25 protein-coding genes and 1 riboswitch are annotated in these 20,824 nt (G+C 46.3%); of the genes, 6 read left to right on the top strand and 19 right to left on the bottom strand.

Annotated elements, in window-relative coordinates; translation table 11 throughout:
* Window positions 1-89 precede the first annotated feature (89 nt).
* Window positions 90-272, bottom strand: a riboswitch (Lysine riboswitch).
* A gap of 49 nt (window positions 273-321) precedes the next feature.
* Entirely contained in the window at window positions 322-876 is a 555-nt protein-coding gene (locus tag ACP4IT_RS03215; RefSeq protein ID WP_226769663.1) for a GNAT family N-acetyltransferase, read from the bottom strand.
* Between the two features lie 83 nt (window positions 877-959).
* Here ACP4IT_RS03215 and ACP4IT_RS03210 point away from each other — a divergent pair, with 83 nt between their 5' ends.
* A complete protein-coding gene (locus ACP4IT_RS03210) occupies window positions 960-1,754 on the top strand; it encodes an alpha/beta hydrolase (protein WP_042254877.1) in 795 nt (264 codons plus the stop codon).
* Window positions 1,755-1,857: 103 nt separating this feature from the next.
* On the opposite strand, the gene ACP4IT_RS03205 is transcribed toward ACP4IT_RS03210, so the two are convergent.
* The 7 genes from ACP4IT_RS03205 to ACP4IT_RS03175 form a co-directional block, all read right to left on the bottom strand.
* Complete coding sequence (locus tag ACP4IT_RS03205) at window positions 1,858-2,526, bottom strand: phosphatase PAP2 family protein (protein ID WP_035465418.1); 669 nt, start codon at window positions 2,524-2,526, stop codon at window positions 1,858-1,860.
* Window positions 2,527-2,637: 111 nt separating this feature from the next.
* Window positions 2,638-3,087 (bottom strand): threonine/serine exporter family protein, encoded by a 450-nt coding sequence (locus ACP4IT_RS03200; protein ID WP_021741305.1) that lies wholly within the window; start codon window positions 3,085-3,087, stop codon window positions 2,638-2,640.
* A gap of 16 nt (window positions 3,088-3,103) precedes the next feature.
* Window positions 3,104-3,865, bottom strand: coding sequence for a threonine/serine exporter family protein (locus ACP4IT_RS03195; RefSeq protein WP_226769664.1), 762 nt, complete (start codon window positions 3,863-3,865; stop codon window positions 3,104-3,106).
* Window positions 3,866-3,989: 124 nt separating this feature from the next.
* Entirely contained in the window at window positions 3,990-4,637 is a 648-nt protein-coding gene (locus tag ACP4IT_RS03190) for a metal-dependent transcriptional regulator (protein WP_011668519.1), read from the bottom strand.
* Between the two features lie 61 nt (window positions 4,638-4,698).
* Window positions 4,699-5,595: a cation diffusion facilitator family transporter gene (locus ACP4IT_RS03185; protein WP_128491896.1), complete on the bottom strand. Its 897-nt coding sequence runs from the start codon at window positions 5,593-5,595 to the stop codon at window positions 4,699-4,701.
* Between the two features lie 172 nt (window positions 5,596-5,767).
* On the bottom strand, window positions 5,768-6,331 hold the full coding sequence (locus ACP4IT_RS03180) for a GNAT family N-acetyltransferase (RefSeq protein WP_011668521.1): 564 nt from the start codon (window positions 6,329-6,331) through the stop codon (window positions 5,768-5,770).
* A gap of 531 nt (window positions 6,332-6,862) precedes the next feature.
* On the bottom strand, window positions 6,863-7,300 hold the full coding sequence (locus ACP4IT_RS03175; RefSeq protein WP_011668526.1) for a MerR family transcriptional regulator: 438 nt from the start codon (window positions 7,298-7,300) through the stop codon (window positions 6,863-6,865).
* A gap of 223 nt (window positions 7,301-7,523) precedes the next feature.
* Here ACP4IT_RS03175 and ACP4IT_RS03170 point away from each other — a divergent pair, with 223 nt between their 5' ends.
* Window positions 7,524-9,020, top strand: coding sequence for an MDR family MFS transporter (locus ACP4IT_RS03170; protein WP_086231671.1), 1,497 nt, complete (start codon window positions 7,524-7,526; stop codon window positions 9,018-9,020).
* Complete coding sequence (locus tag ACP4IT_RS03165) at window positions 9,020-9,745, top strand: DUF4811 domain-containing protein (RefSeq protein ID WP_172757520.1); 726 nt, start codon at window positions 9,020-9,022, stop codon at window positions 9,743-9,745. Before ACP4IT_RS03170 ends, ACP4IT_RS03165 begins: the two co-directional genes overlap by 1 nt.
* Before the next feature lie 131 nt (window positions 9,746-9,876).
* On the opposite strand, the gene ACP4IT_RS03160 is transcribed toward ACP4IT_RS03165, so the two are convergent.
* Window positions 9,877-10,116, bottom strand: a complete 240-nt coding sequence (locus ACP4IT_RS03160) for a helix-turn-helix domain-containing protein (protein WP_021741297.1) — start codon at window positions 10,114-10,116, stop codon at window positions 9,877-9,879.
* A 188-nt stretch (window positions 10,117-10,304) separates the two neighbouring features.
* Between ACP4IT_RS03160 and ACP4IT_RS03155 the strand changes: the two genes are divergently transcribed.
* Together ACP4IT_RS03155 and ACP4IT_RS03150 are read left to right on the top strand one after the other, a co-directional pair.
* Window positions 10,305-11,015, top strand: coding sequence for an AzlC family ABC transporter permease (locus ACP4IT_RS03155; protein ID WP_172757519.1), 711 nt, complete (start codon window positions 10,305-10,307; stop codon window positions 11,013-11,015).
* A complete protein-coding gene (locus tag ACP4IT_RS03150; RefSeq protein WP_021741295.1) occupies window positions 11,000-11,332 on the top strand; it encodes an AzlD domain-containing protein in 333 nt (110 codons plus the stop codon). The genes ACP4IT_RS03155 and ACP4IT_RS03150 overlap by 16 nt, the downstream gene beginning before the upstream one ends.
* Before the next feature lie 43 nt (window positions 11,333-11,375).
* Here the strand turns inward: ACP4IT_RS03150 and ACP4IT_RS03145 are convergent, their stop codons facing one another.
* The 8 genes from ACP4IT_RS03145 to ACP4IT_RS03110 form a co-directional block, all read right to left on the bottom strand.
* Window positions 11,376-12,653 (bottom strand): uracil-xanthine permease family protein, encoded by a 1,278-nt coding sequence (locus tag ACP4IT_RS03145; protein WP_143453519.1) that lies wholly within the window; start codon window positions 12,651-12,653, stop codon window positions 11,376-11,378.
* A gap of 181 nt (window positions 12,654-12,834) precedes the next feature.
* Window positions 12,835-14,028: an MFS transporter gene (locus ACP4IT_RS03140; RefSeq protein WP_226769665.1), complete on the bottom strand. Its 1,194-nt coding sequence runs from the start codon at window positions 14,026-14,028 to the stop codon at window positions 12,835-12,837.
* A gap of 31 nt (window positions 14,029-14,059) precedes the next feature.
* On the bottom strand, window positions 14,060-14,458 hold the full coding sequence (locus tag ACP4IT_RS03135) for a hypothetical protein (protein WP_226769666.1): 399 nt from the start codon (window positions 14,456-14,458) through the stop codon (window positions 14,060-14,062).
* A 34-nt stretch (window positions 14,459-14,492) separates the two neighbouring features.
* Window positions 14,493-15,011, bottom strand: a complete 519-nt coding sequence (locus tag ACP4IT_RS03130; protein WP_226769667.1) for a GNAT family N-acetyltransferase — start codon at window positions 15,009-15,011, stop codon at window positions 14,493-14,495.
* A 172-nt stretch (window positions 15,012-15,183) separates the two neighbouring features.
* Entirely contained in the window at window positions 15,184-15,771 is a 588-nt protein-coding gene (locus ACP4IT_RS03125) for a GNAT family N-acetyltransferase (protein WP_021741289.1), read from the bottom strand.
* Window positions 15,772-15,908: 137 nt separating this feature from the next.
* Window positions 15,909-16,685, bottom strand: a complete 777-nt coding sequence (locus ACP4IT_RS03120) for a DUF1003 domain-containing protein (protein WP_087612911.1) — start codon at window positions 16,683-16,685, stop codon at window positions 15,909-15,911.
* A 7-nt stretch (window positions 16,686-16,692) separates the two neighbouring features.
* Window positions 16,693-17,577 (bottom strand): RluA family pseudouridine synthase, encoded by an 885-nt coding sequence (locus ACP4IT_RS03115; protein WP_226769668.1) that lies wholly within the window; start codon window positions 17,575-17,577, stop codon window positions 16,693-16,695.
* An 18-nt stretch (window positions 17,578-17,595) separates the two neighbouring features.
* Window positions 17,596-17,913, bottom strand: coding sequence for a glycine cleavage system protein H (lipoate-binding) (locus ACP4IT_RS03110; protein WP_011668356.1), 318 nt, complete (start codon window positions 17,911-17,913; stop codon window positions 17,596-17,598).
* Between the two features lie 131 nt (window positions 17,914-18,044).
* On the opposite strand from ACP4IT_RS03110, the gene ACP4IT_RS03105 reads away from it, so the two are divergent.
* On the top strand, window positions 18,045-18,245 hold the full coding sequence (locus ACP4IT_RS03105; RefSeq protein ID WP_011668357.1) for a hypothetical protein: 201 nt from the start codon (window positions 18,045-18,047) through the stop codon (window positions 18,243-18,245).
* 466 nt (window positions 18,246-18,711) lie between these two features.
* Here the strand turns inward: ACP4IT_RS03105 and ACP4IT_RS03100 are convergent, their stop codons facing one another.
* Both ACP4IT_RS03100 and araA read right to left on the bottom strand, forming a co-directional pair.
* Window positions 18,712-19,275, bottom strand: a complete 564-nt coding sequence (locus tag ACP4IT_RS03100) for a sugar O-acetyltransferase (RefSeq protein WP_011668358.1) — start codon at window positions 19,273-19,275, stop codon at window positions 18,712-18,714.
* A gap of 76 nt (window positions 19,276-19,351) precedes the next feature.
* A complete protein-coding gene (araA, locus tag ACP4IT_RS03095) occupies window positions 19,352-20,776 on the bottom strand; it encodes an L-arabinose isomerase (RefSeq protein WP_011668359.1) in 1,425 nt (474 codons plus the stop codon).
* Window positions 20,777-20,824 lie beyond the last annotated feature (48 nt).

Below are 20,824 nucleotides of genomic sequence, written 5' to 3'. Positions count from 1 at the left end.
CCTTCTCGAAACGACTTGCAATAAAAAACTCTCTTCCACAAAAGTTGCTTTGCGAAAGAGAGTTGGACAGATTACTATTCCAAGTCAATATCGTTGAAAGCGCCCCGCAGCCGATTATTTGACTGCGACAGTCCCTGACTTGTTCAACCAGGACCCAACCCACGCATCCGGTCAAAATGCGTAAATTTCGGCGACCGCCCCTTTAACCTTCCATCAGCAATGTGACCCATCTCCGGAAAGCGACTCTTGTTGGTCGCGCCTCTTCTATTCGATAGTTTGTAGTATACCATCCCTGTGTGACATTGCAAGATGAAATAACGATTAGAATTCACTTTTTTCATTTCCTGGCAAATCCAAGCGCCACAATAGTTCCGGTTGTGCCGCCTCACCTGGTAGTCCCACTGGAACAAAGGGAGCCGTCACCGTTTGGAAGCCCAATTTGGTCAACACCCCTTGTGAACGCCGATTAGTTACCAAACACGTGGCCCACACCGTCTGTGTCACCACCGTTGCCCGTTCTACAAGATGCAAGCTAGATTTTAGGGCTTCCGGCATGATACCTTGCCCCCAATCAACTGGATCAAGGAAATAGCCGACGTCGTACTGCGGATTGCCACTTTTCTCCTCAGGATCGTCATGCCGATAGAATAAAATGACTCCCATAAACCGGGCTGTGGTTAAGTCAGTTACTGCAAACGCAAAGGGGCTCTGCCGATCTGCCGCAAACCAGCGCGCCATCACAGCACGATCTACATCGCTGGGCGACCCATTAGCCGCAGCAACCGCTGGCAAGGCTAATAGCCGTCGATAATCTTCAAAATCACTTTCCGTTAATGGCCGCACACGTAAACGCGACGTTGTTGCTATTCTTTCCATACGTTACCTGCTTTCCGATCGACCAAACGATGCGTTATAATTGATTGTATCCTTATCATGACTTATTTTAGGAGGTTTCGCAATTGAAAATATTGACCCAGTCACTACCTAACAGTTCCGCAGCTTATCTACAAGGCTACTTGCGGGAAAATACCGATTCCTCGGTAACTTACCCGACCGTAATCATCGTCCCTGGCGGTTCCTATACCCACATTCCAGAGCAACAGGCTGAGGATTTGGCCTTGGCATGGGTCGCTCGCGGCTATCAAGCATTCTTCCTCCGTTACAGCTTCATTAGTGAAAAGACGCCCCTCTTGCCCAATCCCGTGATTGAATTGGCACAAAGTGTTGCCGCTATTCACGCCCACGCTACTACCTGGCATGTGGACCTTCGCCGACTGGCGGTCGCCGGTTTTTCCGTTGGTGGCCACATCACCGCTCTCTTTAATGACTGGTGGTCTGAAGCTGACTTTAATCAACAGGCTCACACCACTCCAGAACAATTAAAGGTTCAGGCTGTTATTCTCGGCTACCCGGTCATTTCACCCGACTTAGGTTTTCCAACTGATGCAGCCACGTTAGCGACATGGTCCACTACTCCGAAAAAAATTGCTGCAGACCAACACGTTACCGCCGCAAATGCACCGACATTTATTTGGGTAACGGCCAATGACCCACTGGTGCCCGTTCAAAACGCATTAGCTTATGCCCAAGCCTCACTTACCCACGGAGTAGATACTGAACTACACGTTTTCCACAATGGCCCCCACGGCCTAGCATTAGCCAATTCGGTGACAGCTTGGAAACCTGGTACTGATTTGCCCCACGTAGCACATTGGCTAGACCTAGCGACAGAATGGTTACAAGACCTTAAATAAGCCTCAAAACCATCTTACCTTTTAGATGATTTAACCGCAAAAAATAGAGCTGTCCGGAATCATTCAGATTCTGGGCAGCTCTATTGGTGTTTAATTCTATACTTTAAATTTCAGACTTCTTTAGCAACGGCCATTTTTTCATAACAGGTGCTAACCGAATATACAACCCTTCAGCAACCTGTAACCACAAATAGGCTAACAGCGCTGCACCAATCGTATCTGTTGGGAAATGGGCATTCAAGTAAACCCGGGAAATCATGACCAGTAACAACCAAATGATCAGGACAATGCGTACCAACCACGCTTTCCAGCTCGTCGAAATCATTGGGATTAAAATCACCCAAATCATCGCTACTAACAAAAAGGTGCCAAATACATGTCCGCTGGGAAAACTATAACCATCGTCAATTGCTAAGTGAGCCGTGGGCCGGCTGCGTTGAACAACATTTTTAACGAGGCTAGCAATGACATCGCCACCCGCCAACGTTGCTAAACACCACAGTGCTGGCACCTTGAACTTAAAGCCCCACAGTAAAAATGCCAAGATGAACACCCAAACAATATCTAGCTTTGGTTCTGCCAAGCTCGTCACACCGCGATAAAACAGTGTCTTCCACCCCGGTTGGTTTTTTTGAATGACATCAACGATCGATGAATCTAAAAATTCAACGTAAGCATTCTGTGCCTTTATGTAAACAGCCACGATCAGAAACAATACGGTTGCCAGCGTGAATTTCCACGGCCGGTCCCGATCCCGATTAAATAACATCATGTGCAACTATTCCTTTCATCCTACCTGATTCTGGGAAACCCCTAGCAATGAGTATACCACCCCACCACTAGATTTCTAGGCTAGACCGTTTTATTAAGAATTTCCTAATCGCTAACGGTGATGCCGAAGCAGTCGTTGCTGAACCCGATTAACCAACTCCGACAGCAAAAAGCCAAACGCAATGGCGCCCGAAATCATCACAACCTGCAGTAGAAAGCTTACCGCCGTGTCGTTATGTCCCAAAGCAAAATTCTTAATCATTTGGTAGGCTTGACCGCCGGGAACCAGCGGCACCAACGCTGGAATGTTAAAGAGAATCATCGGCATCTTCTTCAATCGGGCAGCTTGTAGCGAGGCCACCCCGATCGCCACAGCCCCTAATAAGTTACCAATGACATAACCGCCACCAGCCAGCACCGTGAACCGGTATAGGAGATAGCCCAATACGCCAATCCAACCGCCAAAATTCAATGCGCGCCGGGGAATATTAATCAAAATACCAAAAGCGATCGTGGCGACATACGTTCCCACTACTTCAATAACGAATTGAACAACCGTCATGGGGCACCCTCCTGACTTACAAGAATTGTAAAACCATTGCAATACCAAATCCAATTGCTGCGGCACTCACCAAAGCCTCTACGCCCCGCGCCGGTCCACTCACTAAATTGCCTGCTAAAATATCCCGTACCGAATTGGTAATAGGAACACCGGGAACTAACGGCATCACGCTACCAATAATAATGTCGTCAACGCTGTTACCCAATCCCAAATGCACCACCAAAACAGCTAACAGACCAATTGCTGCTGATGCCGTAAACTCGGATAAAAATCGAATTTGAATAAATTTATTTAGTACATAATAAACCCACCAGCCTAGCAACCCGACCACACAGGTAATCCAGAAGTCCGGCAGGTTGTGCCGAAAGACCACCTCTAAAGGCCCGCTGACCAACGCAGCCGCCAGTAACTGTAACCAAAACGGGAAGTAACGACTAATGCTATCGAGATGATCTAGTTGATCGGCAAATTGTTGAAGGGTAATGCGGCGATCAGCAAATCGCCGCGACAGGTCGTTTACGACGGCAATCTTTTCCAAGTCAAATGTTCGCCGTTTAACCGGTTCAATCTGTGCGCCAACCTCACCATTGATTGCCATCAAAATTCCCGTGATCATCACAAAAAGTTGACTAGTTTGTGCGCCTGCGTTTCTGGCAATGCGCGTCATCGTGTCTTCGACTCGTTCAATCTCAGAGCCATTTTCAATCATGATGCGTCCAGCCGTCAAGGCCGTATGCAAGATTAACTGATCTCGTTTCTTTTGACTAGCCACTGCCATCCCAACCTTCCTCATACGATTTATATTATACGGCACACCGAGTGGTTGCGAAATAAAAAGTTCACCATCGATGACCGGCTAAATTGACAGCAAAAAAGCCTGAACACCGTCAGGCTTTTAAAAGTTATTTAACAAAAATGTAGTGCGCCGCTTTATAGCTAACGATCAGTTCGGCATTATCCGTTAAATTTTGCACGGTCACGGGTCCCTCAAAAGGATCATGCTTTAACACCTTAAGCTGATCACCAATGTCCAGCTTCAGGTCTCCCAAATACGTTAACAGATCATGATTGTCAATGAAACGATCAACGGTCACAATCTCACCATCGGCAGCATCGTTTAAAACGGTATGACTGTCTTCATGATAATGCCCCTGTCGATCTGGAATAACCCCACCATGCGGACAATGCGTGGGATTCCCCAACATGTCGTCTAAGGCATCGATCAACTTAGGACTCGTGACGTGTTCCAAGACCTCAGCTTCATCATGAACGTCTGGCAAGGCATAGCCCAGCTTCTCCACCAAAAAGTCTTCCCAAATCCGATGCTTGCGGACCAAGTCTTCAGCTAACCGAATGCCTCGGTTCGTCAAGGAAATACCAGCGTAAGGCGTATGTTCTGCCAAGCCCTCAGCCGCCATCTTATTAACCATTTCCGTTACAGAACCTGCCGCAATATTCAAACTAATCGCAATTTGCTTATTGGACACCTTTTTCTGGCGACCGCCTAGCTCAAAAATAATTTTTAAATAATCCTCCTTCATCGGAGTCATCATTGTTCACCTCATCTAGATAGTGTTTCCTTTATACCGCGAAACAGCTTGGCATGCAAGTCTATTCGTGCCGCCAGTCATTTTGATCATAAAATAACGACTCGTCTTTTCCCCGTCGACACTCCGCTTGGATCGTCACGTGGTTTACCCCATATTTACGACAGAGCAAGGCCTCGATTTGCCGATAAATCGGCTCAATATTTGATAGCGGCAAGTTTTCCATATTGATGTGAACGGAAAAAACCACGTTGTTTTCATCAATTAACCAAGCGTGCAAATGATGGACACCGTCCACCTCTGGTAACTGACAAATATCTTGGGCAATCGCTTCATAGTCCAAATCTGGTGACCCTTCCATTAAGATATCAAATGTTTGCTTAATGATCGGCCAAGACTCATAAATAATGTAGAGGGCCACTAAAACCGTAATTAAGGGGTCCACCCAACTGATCTGCCAAATGGTAATCAAAATAGCCCCAATGATCACCCCAACTGACGCCAGCGCGTCACTCAGTAAATGTAGATAAGTGGCCCGAATATTTAAGTTATGCTGAGCCCCGTGATTCAGTAAGATCGTTGAAAACAGGTTGGCCAGGAAACTGACGACCGCGACCAACAACATAATGTCGCCCTTCACGGGTTCTGGGTGAAGTAGTCGGCGAACCGCTTCGACCGCCAATAACAAAGAGACTAAGATGAGTACGGCTGCATTCAGTAACGCCGCCAAAATTTCTGCTCGCCGATACCCAAATGTATTTTGCCGTGTCTGTTGCCGGCCGCCGACTCGATGAGCCACGTAACTCATCACAACGGACAGGGCATCCCCCAAATTATGAAAGGCATCTGATAGCAGTGATAGACTTCCAGACAACAGGCCACCTAACAATTCAAAAATCGTAATAACGACGTTCAAGATGGTGACGAGTAAAAATCGGCCACCAGTCAAACTCTTTTCCAACTAAACCGCCCCCCATGACTTACTACCTTCTATTATCGCAGAATTTAGGTCAAAAGAACAGGCTCGTTTCGGCTCCCCTCACAAAAGGTTTATGAGTTGATTCCACAAAAAAGGGCTTAGTCAGCACGCCAACTAAGCCCTAGTTATATCTAATAATATAGGAAGCCTTTATTTACTTGACTGTAGCGGTTGCCACCACGTGCGCTGGGTTAGCGTTGACCGTCAACCGTTCGTACGCAAAGTCTTTTGTTCCTGGCAAGCCAGCCGCTGTTAAATCAATTGTCCCTGTTTCACTAAAACCATTCTTTTTAATAACGTGTTGCATGGCCATGTTCTGGGGATGTGTATCAATCCGAACACTTTCAATGTTTGCGGCATGATCAATTTGATCGAATAACCGTTGGAACAATTCACCGGCTAAGCCACGACCATGATGGTGACTAGATACTGCTACGCGATGAATTGCCAAGTATGGCGCTTGCTTGGTCAGCCACTGACCTTCAATTTCCTGATAGGTGGGATCTTCTCCCGGAATAATGGCCGCGGTCCCCAAAATTTCGTTGTTTTCTTCCAAGACAACCGTCCACCCTTGGTGGATGTCGTCAACTAAGATTGACGTGTTGGGATATGAGCCCTGCCATTGATCAATCGCTTGGGCCGCCAATAACTCACGGCCATCACGGATAATCGATTCAATTTGTGGTAAGTCAGCCATCGTCGCTTGTCGTAACAGCATGTATAACACCATCCTTCTGGTTTTTGTTTTTTGCGATTTTGTTATCTTAACACGTTGGCTTCAAAATACAATGAAATAGATAACTTTTTTGCCCCTAAATTTTCATTGGTGGCCTAAAAACTGAATTACCAGTCTTTTTAGTCGATCAATCTTCTAATTTTTTCTTCATTTTCTTAAATATTTTTCATAAAATAGTGCACAAAAAAAACCGTTCAAGAACTTTCAAAACTTGAACGGTTCACGGAAGCAGTGACTGGCGAGAGAAAAATCAAAGAACTTAATTTTCCAAAAACACGTCGTTTTAGGTTTACGATCGCTTACGCTGACATTTGGTCAACGTAGTCCATGCGCAAGATAACGCGCTACTACTCATGGTTATTCGCCTGGTTTCACAACACGTCAACAACATGATTAAACCACCAATCCAGCCAGAAGATCGATTGGTCTCGAAAGTTTTTGTCTGCCAACCACAACTTGCTCTTCCGTAACTTCAGATTACCATTGTTACCCCTGAGAAACAAATAAACCGTCCTATTCTAAAGGAACCAATCGAAACTGCCAGTGATCTCCAACCTGATCTGCCACTAGTCGTTGATCTGGTTGTGGATCAAATACCCCTAAATCAATCTCAACTGCATCATCGGCCAATTCCAAATGTTCAAAGCGACTGGTAAAAAAGTCTCGTAGTTTGTCAAAATAATCGCGCCGCCGCTTGGCCTGTTTAACGGCCCCAACCAATGTATAACCATCATCCAGGAAGAATTTTATCTGCTGAACCTGAATCAGTGTCTTATAGGTAAACTTTCGATTACCACCATCATTGACTGCCTGACTTTGAATGTAGCCTTTGCGTTCCCAATAACGTAATTGGCTTTGAGAGACGCCTGTTGCTGCCGCAACGTCACCAATTCCGAGAACTAAACTATCTGTCGGCAGCTTCTTAAATAGTTTCTTTTGTTCATCATCCACTTACTAGCACCTGCCTTAGATTCTATCGGTCATCCCGATAGTAATCGCGATGGCCATAACAATGAAAGCGTTTGTGAAAAATATAAAATTATTTTAGAAACATGTTCGCTTTTCTCTAAACAGTATATATATTCTAAAAAGTATGTCAAGCTAGTTGACAAAGAGGTTCAATGTGCGTATATTTATTCCAGAAATAATTTTTGAGTAAAAGAGGGAATTAACTTTGGGAAATGCTATTGATACCAACGGTAAGTCCTATAATCGCGGATTGCTCGTTGCACTTCTGCTGATTGGGACCTTTTGTACCGTTCTGAACCAAACTATTTTAAGTACTGCCTTTCCAACATTGATGAAGGCTTTCGATGTTTCCACATCAACTGTTCAGTGGCTAACCACTGGTTTCTTACTGGTTAACGGGATCATGATCCCCATCAGTGCTTGGCTGATCACGACCATCAGTTCCAAGGTACTTTACATGTCTGCTATGAGTATCTTCTTAATTGGGACTGTTATCTGCTGGTCGGCAGTAAACTTCCCGATGCTATTAATCGGGCGGCTAATCCAAGCCGTTGGGGTTGGGGTCTCCATGCCATTACTTCAGACCATGATGCTCACCATCTTCCCTGCTAACAAACGGGGAACGGCCATGGGGCTAGCCGGTATCGTTATCGGTTTAGCACCAGCCATTGGTCCCACGCTGTCAGGGTGGGTCATTGATAACCTAACTTGGCGGGATTTGTTCGGCATGATTATTCCAATTGTTGCCATCGTCATCATCGCCAGTTTTTGGGTCATGCGTAGCGTGCTCGAGACTAAGAAAGCACCGCTGGACATCTGGTCCGTACTGCTTTCAACGATTGGTTTCGGGAGCATGCTTTACGGCTTCTCTTCTGTTGGTGATGATGGTTGGGGCAGTGCCAAAGTGCTATCAACCTTAATCATTGGCTTTGTCTTTGTGGCGCTCTTTGTTTGGCGTCAATTAACGATGGACGATCCATTCCTGAACTTCCGGGTTTACAAGTCTAAAGAGTTTACGGTTTCTGCGATCTTAAGTTCTGTCGTTATGATGGCCATGGTGGGCGTTGAAATGGTCATTCCTTTATACCTGCAAATCGTCAAGGGCATGTCCGCGTTTCACTCTGGCTTAACCCTACTGGCCGGTGCTCTGATGATGGGGGTTATGAGCCCGATCACTGGACGGGCATTTGACCGTTTTGGTGCTAAGCGCTTAGCAATCATGGGGATGTTCCTCTTAACCATTGGTACTTTACCATTCGCTTGGATTACTAAGGATACCTCGACGTTATACATCGTCATCTTGTATGCGGTTCGGATGTTCGGGATTGCCATGGTCATGATGCCAGCCACAACTGCTGGGATGAATGCCTTACCAATGAATCTGATTAGTCACGGGACTGCTGTTAACAACACCCAACGACAAGTTGCTAGTTCCGTTGGGACCGCCATTCTAGTGAGTGTCTTGACCAACGTCACTAAGAATAATATCCCTGCCAAACACGTCTTAACCACTAACCCATTAAGCTACGCGGATAAGGCCATTAATGCCACGCTAACCGGTTATCATGCCGCTTTCTGGGTGGCTATCGGCTTTAGTTTCGTTGCTTTAATCGTGGCTTTCTTCTTAAAGGGGAGCAACCGTTCAACGCACGTAACCGATCAAAGTACCGATGAAGCTGCAACTAAGGGAGGTGCCGCCTAATGATTATCGTTACACTTGTCATTTGCGCGATTCTCGCATTTTACTTCTATGTTTATCTCAGTAACCGCGTGGTTGCGAATACCTTGACTATTCTGGCAGTCGCAGGGGTTGTGGCTAGTATCTTCTTCATTGTTAAGAACGACCATGACCACTACGGTATGCACAACGTCACTGAAACTAAAACGCAACGGATTTACTCAGCCTCACCATCCAAGAATCTACCGATGATGCTGTATCAATCGATTGGAACAGCCGATAAGCACCGCGTTTACGTCTACAAGACTAGCGCTTCGGCTAAGAAAACGAATCATACTCGAGCTAAGGTCACGACCAGTAACACGGTCAAACGGACAACGGGTCATAACCGAATTGTCACGATTAAGACCTATCGCGAATACAAAAATAGTACAGCGAAGTTCTGGTTTGGTTTGGCTGACAACGGCCACCAATACGTGAAGGAACACAATATCATTTACATCAACAAGAACTGGACCGTATTAAGTGCCCCACAAGCTAAGAAATTGCAGAAGCTAGCTAGTTCTAAGAGTTATCAAGCCAAACAAAAGGCCGCTGCAACCGCTTATGTTAAAAAAGCCGTAATGGCAGCGATGATGAAGAACCCATCAATGACTGCTGCGCAACAGAAACAAGTTACCCAGCAAGCCGCCGCTGCTTATCAAGCACAAGCCATGCAACAACTGATTAAACAAGTTAAAGCAGAATAGACTAAAAGGCCGATCGAGGATTTCTTCTCGACCGGCCTTTTTAGTTATCCCACAGTACGCATACAAAAAACGACCGGGACTCATCATCACCGGCCGTTCTCTTCACCCATTTTACTCATTCATTACCTTAATTACTGTACCTGGGTTAACTGCGATTGGCCCTTGCGGCATCGTGGCATTAATCCGGATAAGTCGTCTAAAGACGTCCCATTATCCTGAAAACATTGAATCATGTCGATCCAGTATAAATCTGAATCATCGAACTCCGTCGTCGAATGTTCCTTACCTAATAGCCCACTCTTTACGTAGTCCTCAATGCGGCTAGCATCAACGTGTGCTGAAGCTGCTAGTTCAGTTAAGTTCATCTTCATCGCCCATACCCTCACTTTCGTTCGTTATCAATGAAAGTATCATACAACCCTCTTTACCGAAATGCAACCTTTTCCCTCAACTTTTTTCAGCCAGCATATTTACAAATAAATTACAGGTTTACAGGGCCCGGAGACACGGCTAAACTAAAGGTTAGACTTTAATTAGAAAACGGAAATAAGGCTTATTTATGGGTCCAGACCTAACCTTTCGAGCGGGCATTCGTGACGTTCTTCCCACTGTCTTTGGCTACATTGGTGTGGGCTTAGCGTTCGGAATTGTTGCCCACACGAGTCACTTGAGTTTACTGATGGTTGCTGGCCTGTCATTTATTGTGTACGCTGGCTCCGCCCAATTCATCATCACCAGCATGCTCTTAATTCATGACCCCCTGTCAGCAATCTTCATTTCTACCTTCCTTGTGAATTCACGGATGATCCTGATGAGTACCAGCTTGGCCCAGTATTTTCGCCATGAATCCTTAATTCGTAATGTACTGATTGGTACGCTGGTAACTAATGAAACCTTTGCTTTAGCCATGAATAAACAAAATAAAACCCATGGACAATTAAGCTTTGCTTGGCAATCGGCAGCTAATCTTGTTGCCTATTTAGTCTGGGGACTAGCAACCCTAGTTGGGGCTATTCTAGGCGGACTCATTGCCAATCCAAGCCGCTTTGGGTTTGACTTCGCCTTGACGGCTATGTTTATTGGTCTCGTCTATCTCCAGTTGATTAGTGACAAACACCTAGGAATACGCCTGCAATTATTCGTCATGGGGGTTGTTGCTCTCATTTATTACTTGATGATTGGACTCATGAGCGCCAACTTTGCCCTATTAGTCGCCACAGTTGCCGGATGTCTATTTGGAATGGAGATGAAAAAATGTCAATCAGCCTAACCGAATTGTGGGTGATCCTGGGATGCGGACTCGTCACGATTCTTTCGCGAACGCTCCCCTTTATTTTTGTCAAACAACTGACGATGCCGGGCTGGCTGGTGAGCTTTTTGTCATTTGTTCCCATCACGATCATGACGGCCCTATGCTGTCAAAGCCTGTTCATCGCCCACACTGGTCAGTTAGCCACGCTAAATGTTGCCAACTGCTTAGCCGCCATTCCCGCGACCATCGCTGGAGTCCTCACCAAGAGCTTACTCATGGTCGTCGTCATTGGCATCATGGCAATGGCCCTTCTCCGCTATTGGCAAATTGGCTAATTCCAATATCCGAAAAGTCCCCGCACAGTAGCGAGGACTTTTTTTATTTGTGAGCTGCTTGGGGCAATACTAGATTTAAGATAATGCCTAAGACAGCCGCCACGGCTAGGCCTGAAAATTGATATTGACCGATTTTGAGGTAAGCGTCCCCAATCCCAATGACCAAAATTGCCGAGGCAATCATCAGATTACGTTTTTGATTAAAATCGACCTGTTTCTCAATCAGAATTCGCAGACCACTTGACGCAATAACACCAAATAGAAGAAAGCTAATTCCCCCAATTACCGGATTAGGAATACTTTCGATCAAGGCACTCAACTTGCCAACAAAACTGAAGATGACGGCAAACGTCGCCGCGCCAATCAGGACATACACACTGTGTACGCGGGTGATGGCAAGGACACCCACATTTTCGCCATATGACGTGACAGGCGGCCCACCAACAAAACTCGCAATAATTGAAGCCACACCGTCGCCAGCTAACGTGTGTGTCAACCCAGGATCACGGAAGAAGTTACGATGGGTCAACTCGTTAAGCACGGTAATGTGGCCAATATGTTCCGTCATGGTGACAAAGGCAATGGGCGCCAAACTTAGCACCGCACCCCAATAAAAATGTAAGGAATAGCTGACCCCCGGAATTTCAAATTTAGGTAACTGAAACCACTCTGCCTGCAACACTGGTGTAAAGTTTACTAGGCCAAATGCCACTGCCACCAGGTAGCCACACACAATCCCTAGCAGAATGGGGACTAAAGCTAAAAATCCCCGCAAGAATAAGTTAAACCCAATCGTCAGGAGCAAGGTGATGATGGCAACCGCAAAGAACTGCCAATGATACGTGCCTTGACTATCAACCGTAGCCTTTTGCGCTGCACTCCCGGCTAGTGATAGTCCGATGACCATCACCATCGGGCCAACGACAATCGGTGGTAGAACGCGATCAATCCAGTCCGGACCGACAGCCGCCACGACTAAAGCAACGATCAGATAAACTAGTCCCACCGCCAACGTTCCCTGAGCAATCCCCGGATAACCCGTGTTTTTCATCAGGGCAATCATGGGCATGATAAACGAAAAACTAGAGCCCATGTACGCTGGAATCTTTCCTCGCGTAATTAAGATATACATGAGGGTGCCCACCCCTGAGCTAAACAGCGCAATGCCTGGATTTAACCCCACCAAAATGGGCACCAACACGGTGGAACCAAACATTGAAAATAAATGTTGCAGTGATAGTCCCAACCATTGGCCCCATCCGGGCCGCTCGTCGATATCAATCAACGCATCGGGATTACGATAATGTGACGGCTGCTGCATAATCAATTCCTCCTTGTCCATGAAAAAAGCGCACCCGTCCCGTAAGGAAACGTGTACGCCAATTAAGCCCAGCTTGCGCCAGAAACGTCGTACCTTCATTGCCTCACGGGACAATGTTAAAGGACTATATTAATAGAGATTATAGCGAGACTCACGCCTGCTTGTCAAGACCATTTAATAATCATCGTGACCGCCGGGCAAGCCGTTGATAGCCTTGATAAATGCCCACTAAACCGATTAGGAAACAACTACCGACTAACAGTAAGGTCGCATTCCCCAACTCATCCGTCACAAACCCAAAAATAAAACTGCCCAAGGGTTGAAACGCATCCATTGCTAAAAATAAAAGGCCAAACATTCGACCCAAGTAAGCCGGATCAGTTAGCTCCTGTGTAATCGTCAACGCTCGGATATCAAAACACGTATAGCAAAAGCCAATGACCACACTACTTCCCAGTAACATCCAATAATTAGGAAAAGCACCAGCCAGTAAGAGCATGCCAGCTAACAGGCCCAAATCCCCATAATTCTGCTGGTGTCGCGGTAATCGTTTAGCTAAAGTCAACCGCAGGCCACCTAAAATTCCGCCCACCGCCATGGCAATCAATAAATAACTGTAACGGGCTGACTGTCCCCCATAGATGTGTTGAACATCATACGGGAGCACGAGTTTAAAGGCCGCGTACATCACATTTAACAACCCACCCAGAGCAATCGTTTCAATTAGAATTGGCCGTTGCCAGACATACCGCCAACCGGTCAGCAGGCTCGCTTTAATTCCCAGTGTCGCCTGCGTTGAGTGGTGCGGAGGATAACGAATACTGAGATATAACCCCAATGATAGGAGAAAAGATAGGCCATTAATAAGTAAAAAGCCCCGCAAATTTAACCAGTGGAGGGTCAGTAAAAAGCCACCTAATAACGGGGCCAAAATATTGGCAAGGTCAAGTAAGGTATTACTAATGGCATTAAATCGCTGGCGAGCGGCTAGAACGATCAATTCGGGAATCATTGACTTAGCTGCTGGCAGGCTAAAGGCTAATCCAATATCTAAAATAACCGTTAGCGTTAGTAATGGGCCGGCAGTTAGATGAAGAGGGTCTAACCAGAGGGCCACCCCAATGCAGCCCAACACACTCACGAGTTCGGCCAATACCACGACCCATTTACGATTAAAGTTATCTACGACGACGCCACAGAAGAGATCGCCTAAAAATAAGACAACCCCGCCAACCGCTTGAATAATGCCCAGCAAAGCCGCATTACCAGTGGCCTGTACGACAAACCAATTTAATCCAAATAAGTAGAGGGCATCGCCCATTCGTGAAATAAACGGTGCCAGTAACAGGGGGACGTTTATCTTTTTCGTACTCACTACCGTATCGCCCCCTCATGTTGAAAGTATGTTAGTCTTCAACCATCCGCCAGTTACCTTCGTCAGCTCGCGAAATATCATTTAGAAACTTCAACACGCGTTTTGCCCGATCTGGTTGGTGTTCAAATAAGGTATTGACCCCAGCACCCGTGACCATGGGTCCACTCAAGCGAAAGTCACCATCCGCTTGTTCACCCGTGGCAAAGGTAACGACCGTTTCACCTGACGCTAATTTTGTTGTCAAGAAGAACATCGTAAACTCGTCGTCGGCCGTCATGTAAGCTGGCATTGCCCAAATATCGGGAGCAATCTCTTGCATCTCACCATCTAAGAATTTGAACTCTTTATGGTTAGCCTGAGTAACGGGCTCTTTCAATACCAATAGCATTTGATTGAATTCTGCGTCACCTAATTGTAAATTATCTTTCACGTTGGTTAGCCTCCTAAAATTGTCATAGCTCACATTATACCAGCGTCTTACGCAAAATTAAATCACGCTGAGTGGAATGTCCTAACTGGAAAACATGCTCACCAACAACGACAAATCCCATCTGTTGATAAAAAGCACGGGCCGAATCATTATGTTCCCAGACGCCCAGCCAAATCGCCGTTTTTCCCAATTGCTCGGCCGTTTGCCGCGCTAATTGGAACAATTGACGGCCCAATCCTTGTCGCTTAAACGCAGGGAGTACGTAAATCCGTTGAATTTCGAGACAGTCATCCCCCTGCGCTTCTGACTGTGTCGCTCCCCAATTTAATTTTAAATACCCCGCCAGCTGCTCATCTTGATAAATAAAGGTAAACGTACTGGTCGGCTCAGCCAGTTCGCGGGCTAATTGCGGTAAGTTATAGGCCCACTCTAAATAATCTGCCAAATCGGCGGCCGTATTCACCGCCCCAAACGTGTCACTAAAAGTTGTTCGACTAAGTTGCTGTAAGGCTGGCAAATCAGCTTCAGTAACGGCTCTTAATTTTGTCGCCATCAGGTCACCCTCCTCGCTCATAACTGATTAAGTTCTAGCATAAGCTCGTTTAAGTGTATTTGCAACAATAAATTTCAAAACGGCCGTATGCGCTGAAAGTCCGCTAATTTGCAATCGTGACCACTAAAAAAGGAGTTCAGGACACACACCCCAAACTCCACATTATTATTGTTTAGTTAGTCACACGAACTGGATCACCAATCTCCAGTTGCATGTGGTAGTACTCATGGTCCCCAATCATTTGGGTCCCCGTCACCTCGTAGCCCATGCGTTCATATAAACGCATGGCCCCCGGGTTCTCTAAGTCGACGTTTAACCCAATCACGGCTTGCTGATCACGACGTGCATAAACCGGTAAGGCCCGCAACAACTGGCGACCGATTCCCTGCCCTTGATGATCCGGCGAGACCGCCAGTGAATCCAAATACCATTCGCCAGCCGCTGTCTCGGATTCTAAATCAAATGGTTCATCAAACGCATCGCTTTTCGCTGCTAATCGCGTCATCACATCATCGACAATGTCTTCCCTTTCGCCGGGATAACCAAACGCTACCCCAACCACTTGGCCATTGGCCTCGGCCACCACCGTAGTTGCCGCACCGGATAAATACGTCCTGGTGCGGTAAGCTGCCGTGATGACCTTCAGTAAGTCGGGGCCTGGAACGTCTTCCAGGTCAGTTAAAGCCATTTCATCGTAGATCAAGTTCATCAACGGGGCTATCTGAGGCGCATCCGTTGGTCGAGCTTCACGAATTATCACAAAAAATCCTCCATTTCTAGTTCTTTAACCAGACTAACGGAGGATTACAGGTTTGTCAAAGGATTTGCCGGGCACTCTATGAATGAACCCGTCCAGCTACCCGCTGACCAAAGATGAGGCCAACGAGGAACAAGACACTAGCGGTGATCCATGTCCTCATGGTGAGACTCCCTTCGTGTCGCTGTGGTTGCGGCCGATTTTTCTGTCCGCAACTCAGCGAGTTCTTGGCGAATTTCGCCTAAAATTTCCAGTTGAAATCTTTCGACTTCCATGGTGTGCGGCACCTGATTCTGCGCTAGATGATCAACCTTAGCATGCAGTAACCGCAACTCATGTTCAGATTTCAGGTTCACGTGATAGTCATTCTCAGCCATCATGCGATCCCGGTCAGCAGACCGGTTCTGACTCATCATGATGATGGGTGCCTGAATCGCCGCGACACAACTCAGAACTAAATTTAACAGAATAAAGGGGTAATTGTCAAAGTCGACACCAAATAAATGCAGCCCATTGACGATCATCCATCCCAGTAAAACAAACATAAAAATGAAAATGAAGCCCCAAGACCCGCCAAAGCGCGCAACTTCATCCGACACCTTCTGACCAAACGTTAAGCTATTAGTGAGACTTTCGTTAACATCGATGATGTCATAGTCGTCACTTTGCAGGGCTTTAGTCAATTTATGATTGATCTTCTTCGTTTGCTTTAAATCGGCATTGATCATGGCATCAACGTGATCCAACCGATATTTTAGAAGATGGTGACCACAGATATAATCTGTCACCTTACTTTGGGGATAGTCACGCTTAATGCGATTCCGCAATCCCGCTTCCAACTCTGCTAACTGTAGACTCGTTTCCAGTGAGATTGGCTCACCATCCACTAAACACGTCACCTGTTCTTTTTCTGTCATTCCTGTGTCACTCCTCCGATAACTGGTGTATTAGGGCATGCCAATCTGCCGGTAATTCACTGGTAAAATGCCGCTGTTCATCTGTAAAAGGATCTTTGAACGTCAGTGAAAGAGCCTGCAATGCTTGACGGTTGATACCAGTCACAGGCCCATCGTATAAGGCATCGCCAAGTAAGGGATGGCCTAATGACGCAAAATGAGCCCGAATCTGATGGGTTCTACCTGTATGTAATTTAACAGCCACCACGGTTGCCGTTGCAAAACGCTGTTGTACCCAATACTCGGTCCGTGCCGGCTTACCAGTCGGTGACACCATCTGATTATAACCAGTCGGATCACTCGCTAGTGGCGCATCAATCACCGCATGATCTGCTTCAAGTCGTCCACTGACAACCGCCAAGTAGCGTTTATCAATTTGATGAGCCGCCTGTAATTGACTAGCTAGACTGTTGGCTAACCGGTGCCGAGCAACCCACACAACACCACTGGTAAATCGATCTAAGCGCGTTAAAATATGAGGCACTAAATTCTCGGCGTGTTCCGCTTCCCAGTATCCTTTGATCCGATTAACCAAGGTATCTGTTCGATTGGCTGGTCCTGGTACCACGTTTAACCCAGCTGGTTTATCCACCACGAGCCAATCTCGATTTTCAAACAGAACGGTAATCGGCTCGTGACTGACAGCAACCGCCTCATCGGCAGTCTCCGGCGGAAACGTCACCGCAACGTGATCGCCCACTGCCAAAGTGACTGCCGGTGTGGTCACCTGCCCATTAACACGAATTGTTCCCTGTTGTTTCAAATCGCTAAAGACCCGATGACTAATGCCCTGATTAGTCAAAAATTGCTTCAAACTGGTTACGGGTTCTTTCACCTGCCAGTCGAGTTCCATAGGCTGTTATCTCCTTTTCTATTCATCAATTAATTCGAGTAACCAGGCAATTGAATCATCCCGATGATTCAATTGTTCAGGTTGCTGATTCAGCTGAGTATTCAGTTTTGTCACGCGTCCACTAAAGGGTAAGCGTAACGTCAAAGATTCCTGTTCACCGCGAATAATCATAAATGGCGTTCCCAATTTAACTGGACCTAGCGCAATCAGCCACTCAATTGCCGTCACCGGTCCCACCAATTGACGCCCGTTATCGGCAAACCCAATTTTCATGGCACCAGTCTCATCCGGTGTGACCCATAGGGCATCTGCACTAGCTTCAATTCGATCAATCATTTCGGTCACCTCTCACATTATCTTAACGGTCTAATTAGATTATATTTTACCATAGCACCCGAATCCACGGGAATTATTTCCCCTTTCACCACAAAACTGGTTATAATAAAGTTGTAAAGGGGGAGATATAAATGTTCACTGGTACAGAATTAACGGGGATCTTAATTCTCGCAACCGGAATCGCCTTGATTCTATTGATGTTGGTCAAATTTTGGCCACGAATTAAGCAACTGGATACGGATACCTCAACACTCGTCGGTATTTTCACGCTGCTGGCCATTGGCCTGTTGGGACTAGGCGGCTGGCTGAGTTTTAGTGGCCTGCTCCACTAATCATTCGGCAATCAACCTGTACACGAAAAAGTTGTGACCCTTTAAGGGTGGTCACAACTTTTTAATTTCCACCATTATTAAACTGCCAATTCGAGTGTTTGAGGTGCTTAACTTGCTAAAGTCTAGTGCTAAGCATGCCCCATGGCCGTACATAGCTTATACTGTTGTCATTCTCATAGCCAGATCACACTGATTCAATGAGGAGAACAACAACGATGACCGTCTATAAACCTATCTTGCCCACCAAACATCCCACACCGTCGGCTCCCAAGCCCAAGCTAAACGTCGTCATCCCTCCGCACCATCAAGCGGCATTTTTACGAAAGCACGCCCAACGACCTGCGCCACATGCACGTCGATGGCACTCTTTTAGAAACACTTATTGATTATTCAAAAGGCCTAACCACTTCAGTACCTCATACGCTGAAGTGGCTAGGTCTTTCTTAATGTCCGTATTCGTTTACCCTTACTTTAATGGCTTAATGACCCGCGCGGGATTGCCGCCCAACACAACGTTACTCCCAAATGACTTCGTCACAACCGCACCAGCGGCCACAATGACGTTATCTCCCAAAGTTACGCCGGGACAAATAATGGCACCACCACCGACCCACACATCGTCACCTAAAGTCACCGGTTTGCCGATTCCCATCGCGCCATTTCGGCGCAGTTCCGGTTCAGCGGGATGGTTAACTGAATAGATTTGCACCTTGGGACCCAATAAGCAATGCTTGCCAATCCGAATGGGAGCAACATCTAATATCGTACAATCGTAGTTGGCAAAAAAATTTTCTCCTACATAAATGTTATAACCATAGTCACAGCGAAACGTTGCGTGAACCTCAACCTGATCGCCGGTTGCCCCAAATAGGCGTTTAACCAGTTGCTGACTTTTTTCGGGGTCCTGTTCACCCAATTCATTTAAGGCTTCAACCTGTTGTCGAGCCGCTCCCCGCTCTGCAACTAACTCAGGGTCGTAGACGTTAAATAGCTCGCCAGTAATCATCTTTTCTTTTTCACTCTTGTCCATTTTAGTTAAACCACCTTTCGTTAAAAAAATGGCTGTGATTGCTCGCCGGCAACCACAACCATTTTAAATGTTTAGCTTACTTGATGAACGCCTTTGTCATACCAACCATGGTAGCAAAGTCTTCCATTTGTTCTTCCGTTAAGGAGAAGGAAAGCATGGTGTGGTGACCACCGCCGGCCTTCATCCATTCCAAGGCACCAGTCTTCAAACCAACCTTAGGTGTCCAAAGTTGCTTAGCAACTGGCAAATTAGGTGTTTCGCCTTCAGGCTTGTTCGCATCAACAGCATAGCCAATCATCTTGAAGCCATCACGGAAGTCCGCAACGGTGACGTCAATGGCGTCGCCTTCAGAACCAGTGAAGACCAAACGAGCTGGGTCAGCTTTACCACCAATATCCAATGGGTGAACTTCAACCCGTGGCTTGTCGGAAGCAATCGTTGGGTCGACTTCCAACATGTGAGAACCAAGAATAGCTTCGTGGCCCTTACGTAGATCCAAGGTGTAGTCTTCCATGAAGGCTGTCCGATCATTGTGAGACATGATCTTCATCACACGGCCCAAGGCAGCGGTCTTCCAATCACCTTCAGCACCGAAGCCGTAACCGTCACGAATTAATAATTGAGCGGCCAAGCCAGGTAATTGTTCCATTCCCCAGAGATCTTCGAAGTTCGTGGTGAAGGCAGTGTAACCACCCTTTTCCAAGAAACGCTTGATTCCAAGGTATTGTTGTAATTGAACGCGAACGGAATGCTTATAAGTTTCAGCATCATTGTCCCCTTGAACCATAGTGTACTTGGATTCAAGATCGGCATATTCTTTATCAACGTCGGCATCAGAAACCTTGTTGATTTCTTCAACTAAATCGCCGATACCGTAGTAATCAACTGTCCAGCCCATCTTGATTTGTGCTTCAACTTTGTCACCTTCAGTAACGGCAACATTACGCATGGTATCACCAAAACGAGCAACTTTAACTTTAAAGCTTTCGTTGTAAGCAACCGCAACATCTTCCCAACGTGCGATTTGGTCTTGAACGTCTTCATCACCCCAGTAGCCGTAAACAATCTTGTTGTTGACGTTTAGACGGGCATTGATGTAAGCATATTCACGGTCACCATGAGCACTTTGGTTCAAGTTCATGTAATCAAAGTCAATGTCAGCATAAGGAATGTTGTTCAAGTATTGCGTTGCCAAGTGCAGCAATGGCTTTTGCAATAATTCTGTCCCACGAATCCAGTTCTTGGCTGGGGAGAACGTGTGCATCCACGTAATCACACCGGCAACATTGTCGTTATAGTTAACTTCTTTCATGAAGTTAGTGATGCTTTCGGCCGTTGTCATAACATCCTTGAAGACAACTTTGTAAGGCAACTTGCCGCTGGCGTTTAACTTGTCAGCAATATCTTGGGCGTCCTTAGCAACGGACTTTAATTGTTCTTCACCATAAAGGTGTTGTGAACCGGTAACAAACCAAAATTCATAATCTGGAACTGATAACATAATTGAGCACTCCTTTAGTATAATTTGGTTTTAAAATGGATAACAAAT

The organism is Levilactobacillus sp. LN180102 (assembly GCF_050106635.1).
In the GTDB taxonomy this organism is placed as follows: Bacteria; Bacillota; Bacilli; order Lactobacillales; family Lactobacillaceae; genus Levilactobacillus; species Levilactobacillus brevis.
The sequence above is the reverse complement of the archived record's forward strand: the minus strand, read 5'-3'. Positions and strand labels throughout refer to the sequence as shown.

Excerpts from the sequence above, each read along its gene's own strand:
- ACP4IT_RS03180 (WP_011668521.1), bottom strand. The coding sequence starts at position 6,331 with ATGCTGTTACGACAAGCGACGATGGCTGACTTACCACAAATTGAATCG.
- ACP4IT_RS03190 (WP_011668519.1), bottom strand. The coding sequence starts at position 4,637 with ATGACTCCGATGAAGGAGGATTATTTAAAAATTATTTTTGAGCTAGGC.
- ACP4IT_RS03215 (WP_226769663.1), bottom strand. The coding sequence starts at position 876 with ATGGAAAGAATAGCAACAACGTCGCGTTTACGTGTGCGGCCATTAACG.
- ACP4IT_RS03155 (WP_172757519.1), top strand. The coding sequence starts at position 10,305 with ATGGGTCCAGACCTAACCTTTCGAGCGGGCATTCGTGACGTTCTTCCC.
- ACP4IT_RS03160 (WP_021741297.1), bottom strand. The coding sequence starts at position 10,116 with ATGAAGATGAACTTAACTGAACTAGCAGCTTCAGCACACGTTGATGCT.
- ACP4IT_RS03115 (WP_226769668.1), bottom strand. The coding sequence starts at position 17,577 with ATGGAACTCGACTGGCAGGTGAAAGAACCCGTAACCAGTTTGAAGCAA.
- ACP4IT_RS03200 (WP_021741305.1), bottom strand. The coding sequence starts at position 3,087 with ATGACGGTTGTTCAATTCGTTATTGAAGTAGTGGGAACGTATGTCGCC.
- ACP4IT_RS03120 (WP_087612911.1), bottom strand. The coding sequence starts at position 16,685 with ATGACAGAAAAAGAACAGGTGACGTGTTTAGTGGATGGTGAGCCAATC.
- ACP4IT_RS03150 (WP_021741295.1), top strand. The coding sequence starts at position 11,000 with ATGTCAATCAGCCTAACCGAATTGTGGGTGATCCTGGGATGCGGACTC.
- ACP4IT_RS03165 (WP_172757520.1), top strand. The coding sequence starts at position 9,020 with ATGATTATCGTTACACTTGTCATTTGCGCGATTCTCGCATTTTACTTC.
- ACP4IT_RS03205 (WP_035465418.1), bottom strand. The coding sequence starts at position 2,526 with ATGATGTTATTTAATCGGGATCGGGACCGGCCGTGGAAATTCACGCTG.
- ACP4IT_RS03110 (WP_011668356.1), bottom strand. The coding sequence starts at position 17,913 with ATGATTGATCGAATTGAAGCTAGTGCAGATGCCCTATGGGTCACACCG.
- ACP4IT_RS03145 (WP_143453519.1), bottom strand. The coding sequence starts at position 12,653 with ATGCAGCAGCCGTCACATTATCGTAATCCCGATGCGTTGATTGATATC.
- ACP4IT_RS03130 (WP_226769667.1), bottom strand. The coding sequence starts at position 15,011 with ATGGCGACAAAATTAAGAGCCGTTACTGAAGCTGATTTGCCAGCCTTA.
- ACP4IT_RS03195 (WP_226769664.1), bottom strand. The coding sequence starts at position 3,865 with ATGGCAGTGGCTAGTCAAAAGAAACGAGATCAGTTAATCTTGCATACG.
- ACP4IT_RS03100 (WP_011668358.1), bottom strand. The coding sequence starts at position 19,275 with ATGGACAAGAGTGAAAAAGAAAAGATGATTACTGGCGAGCTATTTAAC.
- ACP4IT_RS03105 (WP_011668357.1), top strand. The coding sequence starts at position 18,045 with ATGTTCACTGGTACAGAATTAACGGGGATCTTAATTCTCGCAACCGGA.
- araA (WP_011668359.1), bottom strand. The coding sequence starts at position 20,776 with ATGTTATCAGTTCCAGATTATGAATTTTGGTTTGTTACCGGTTCACAA.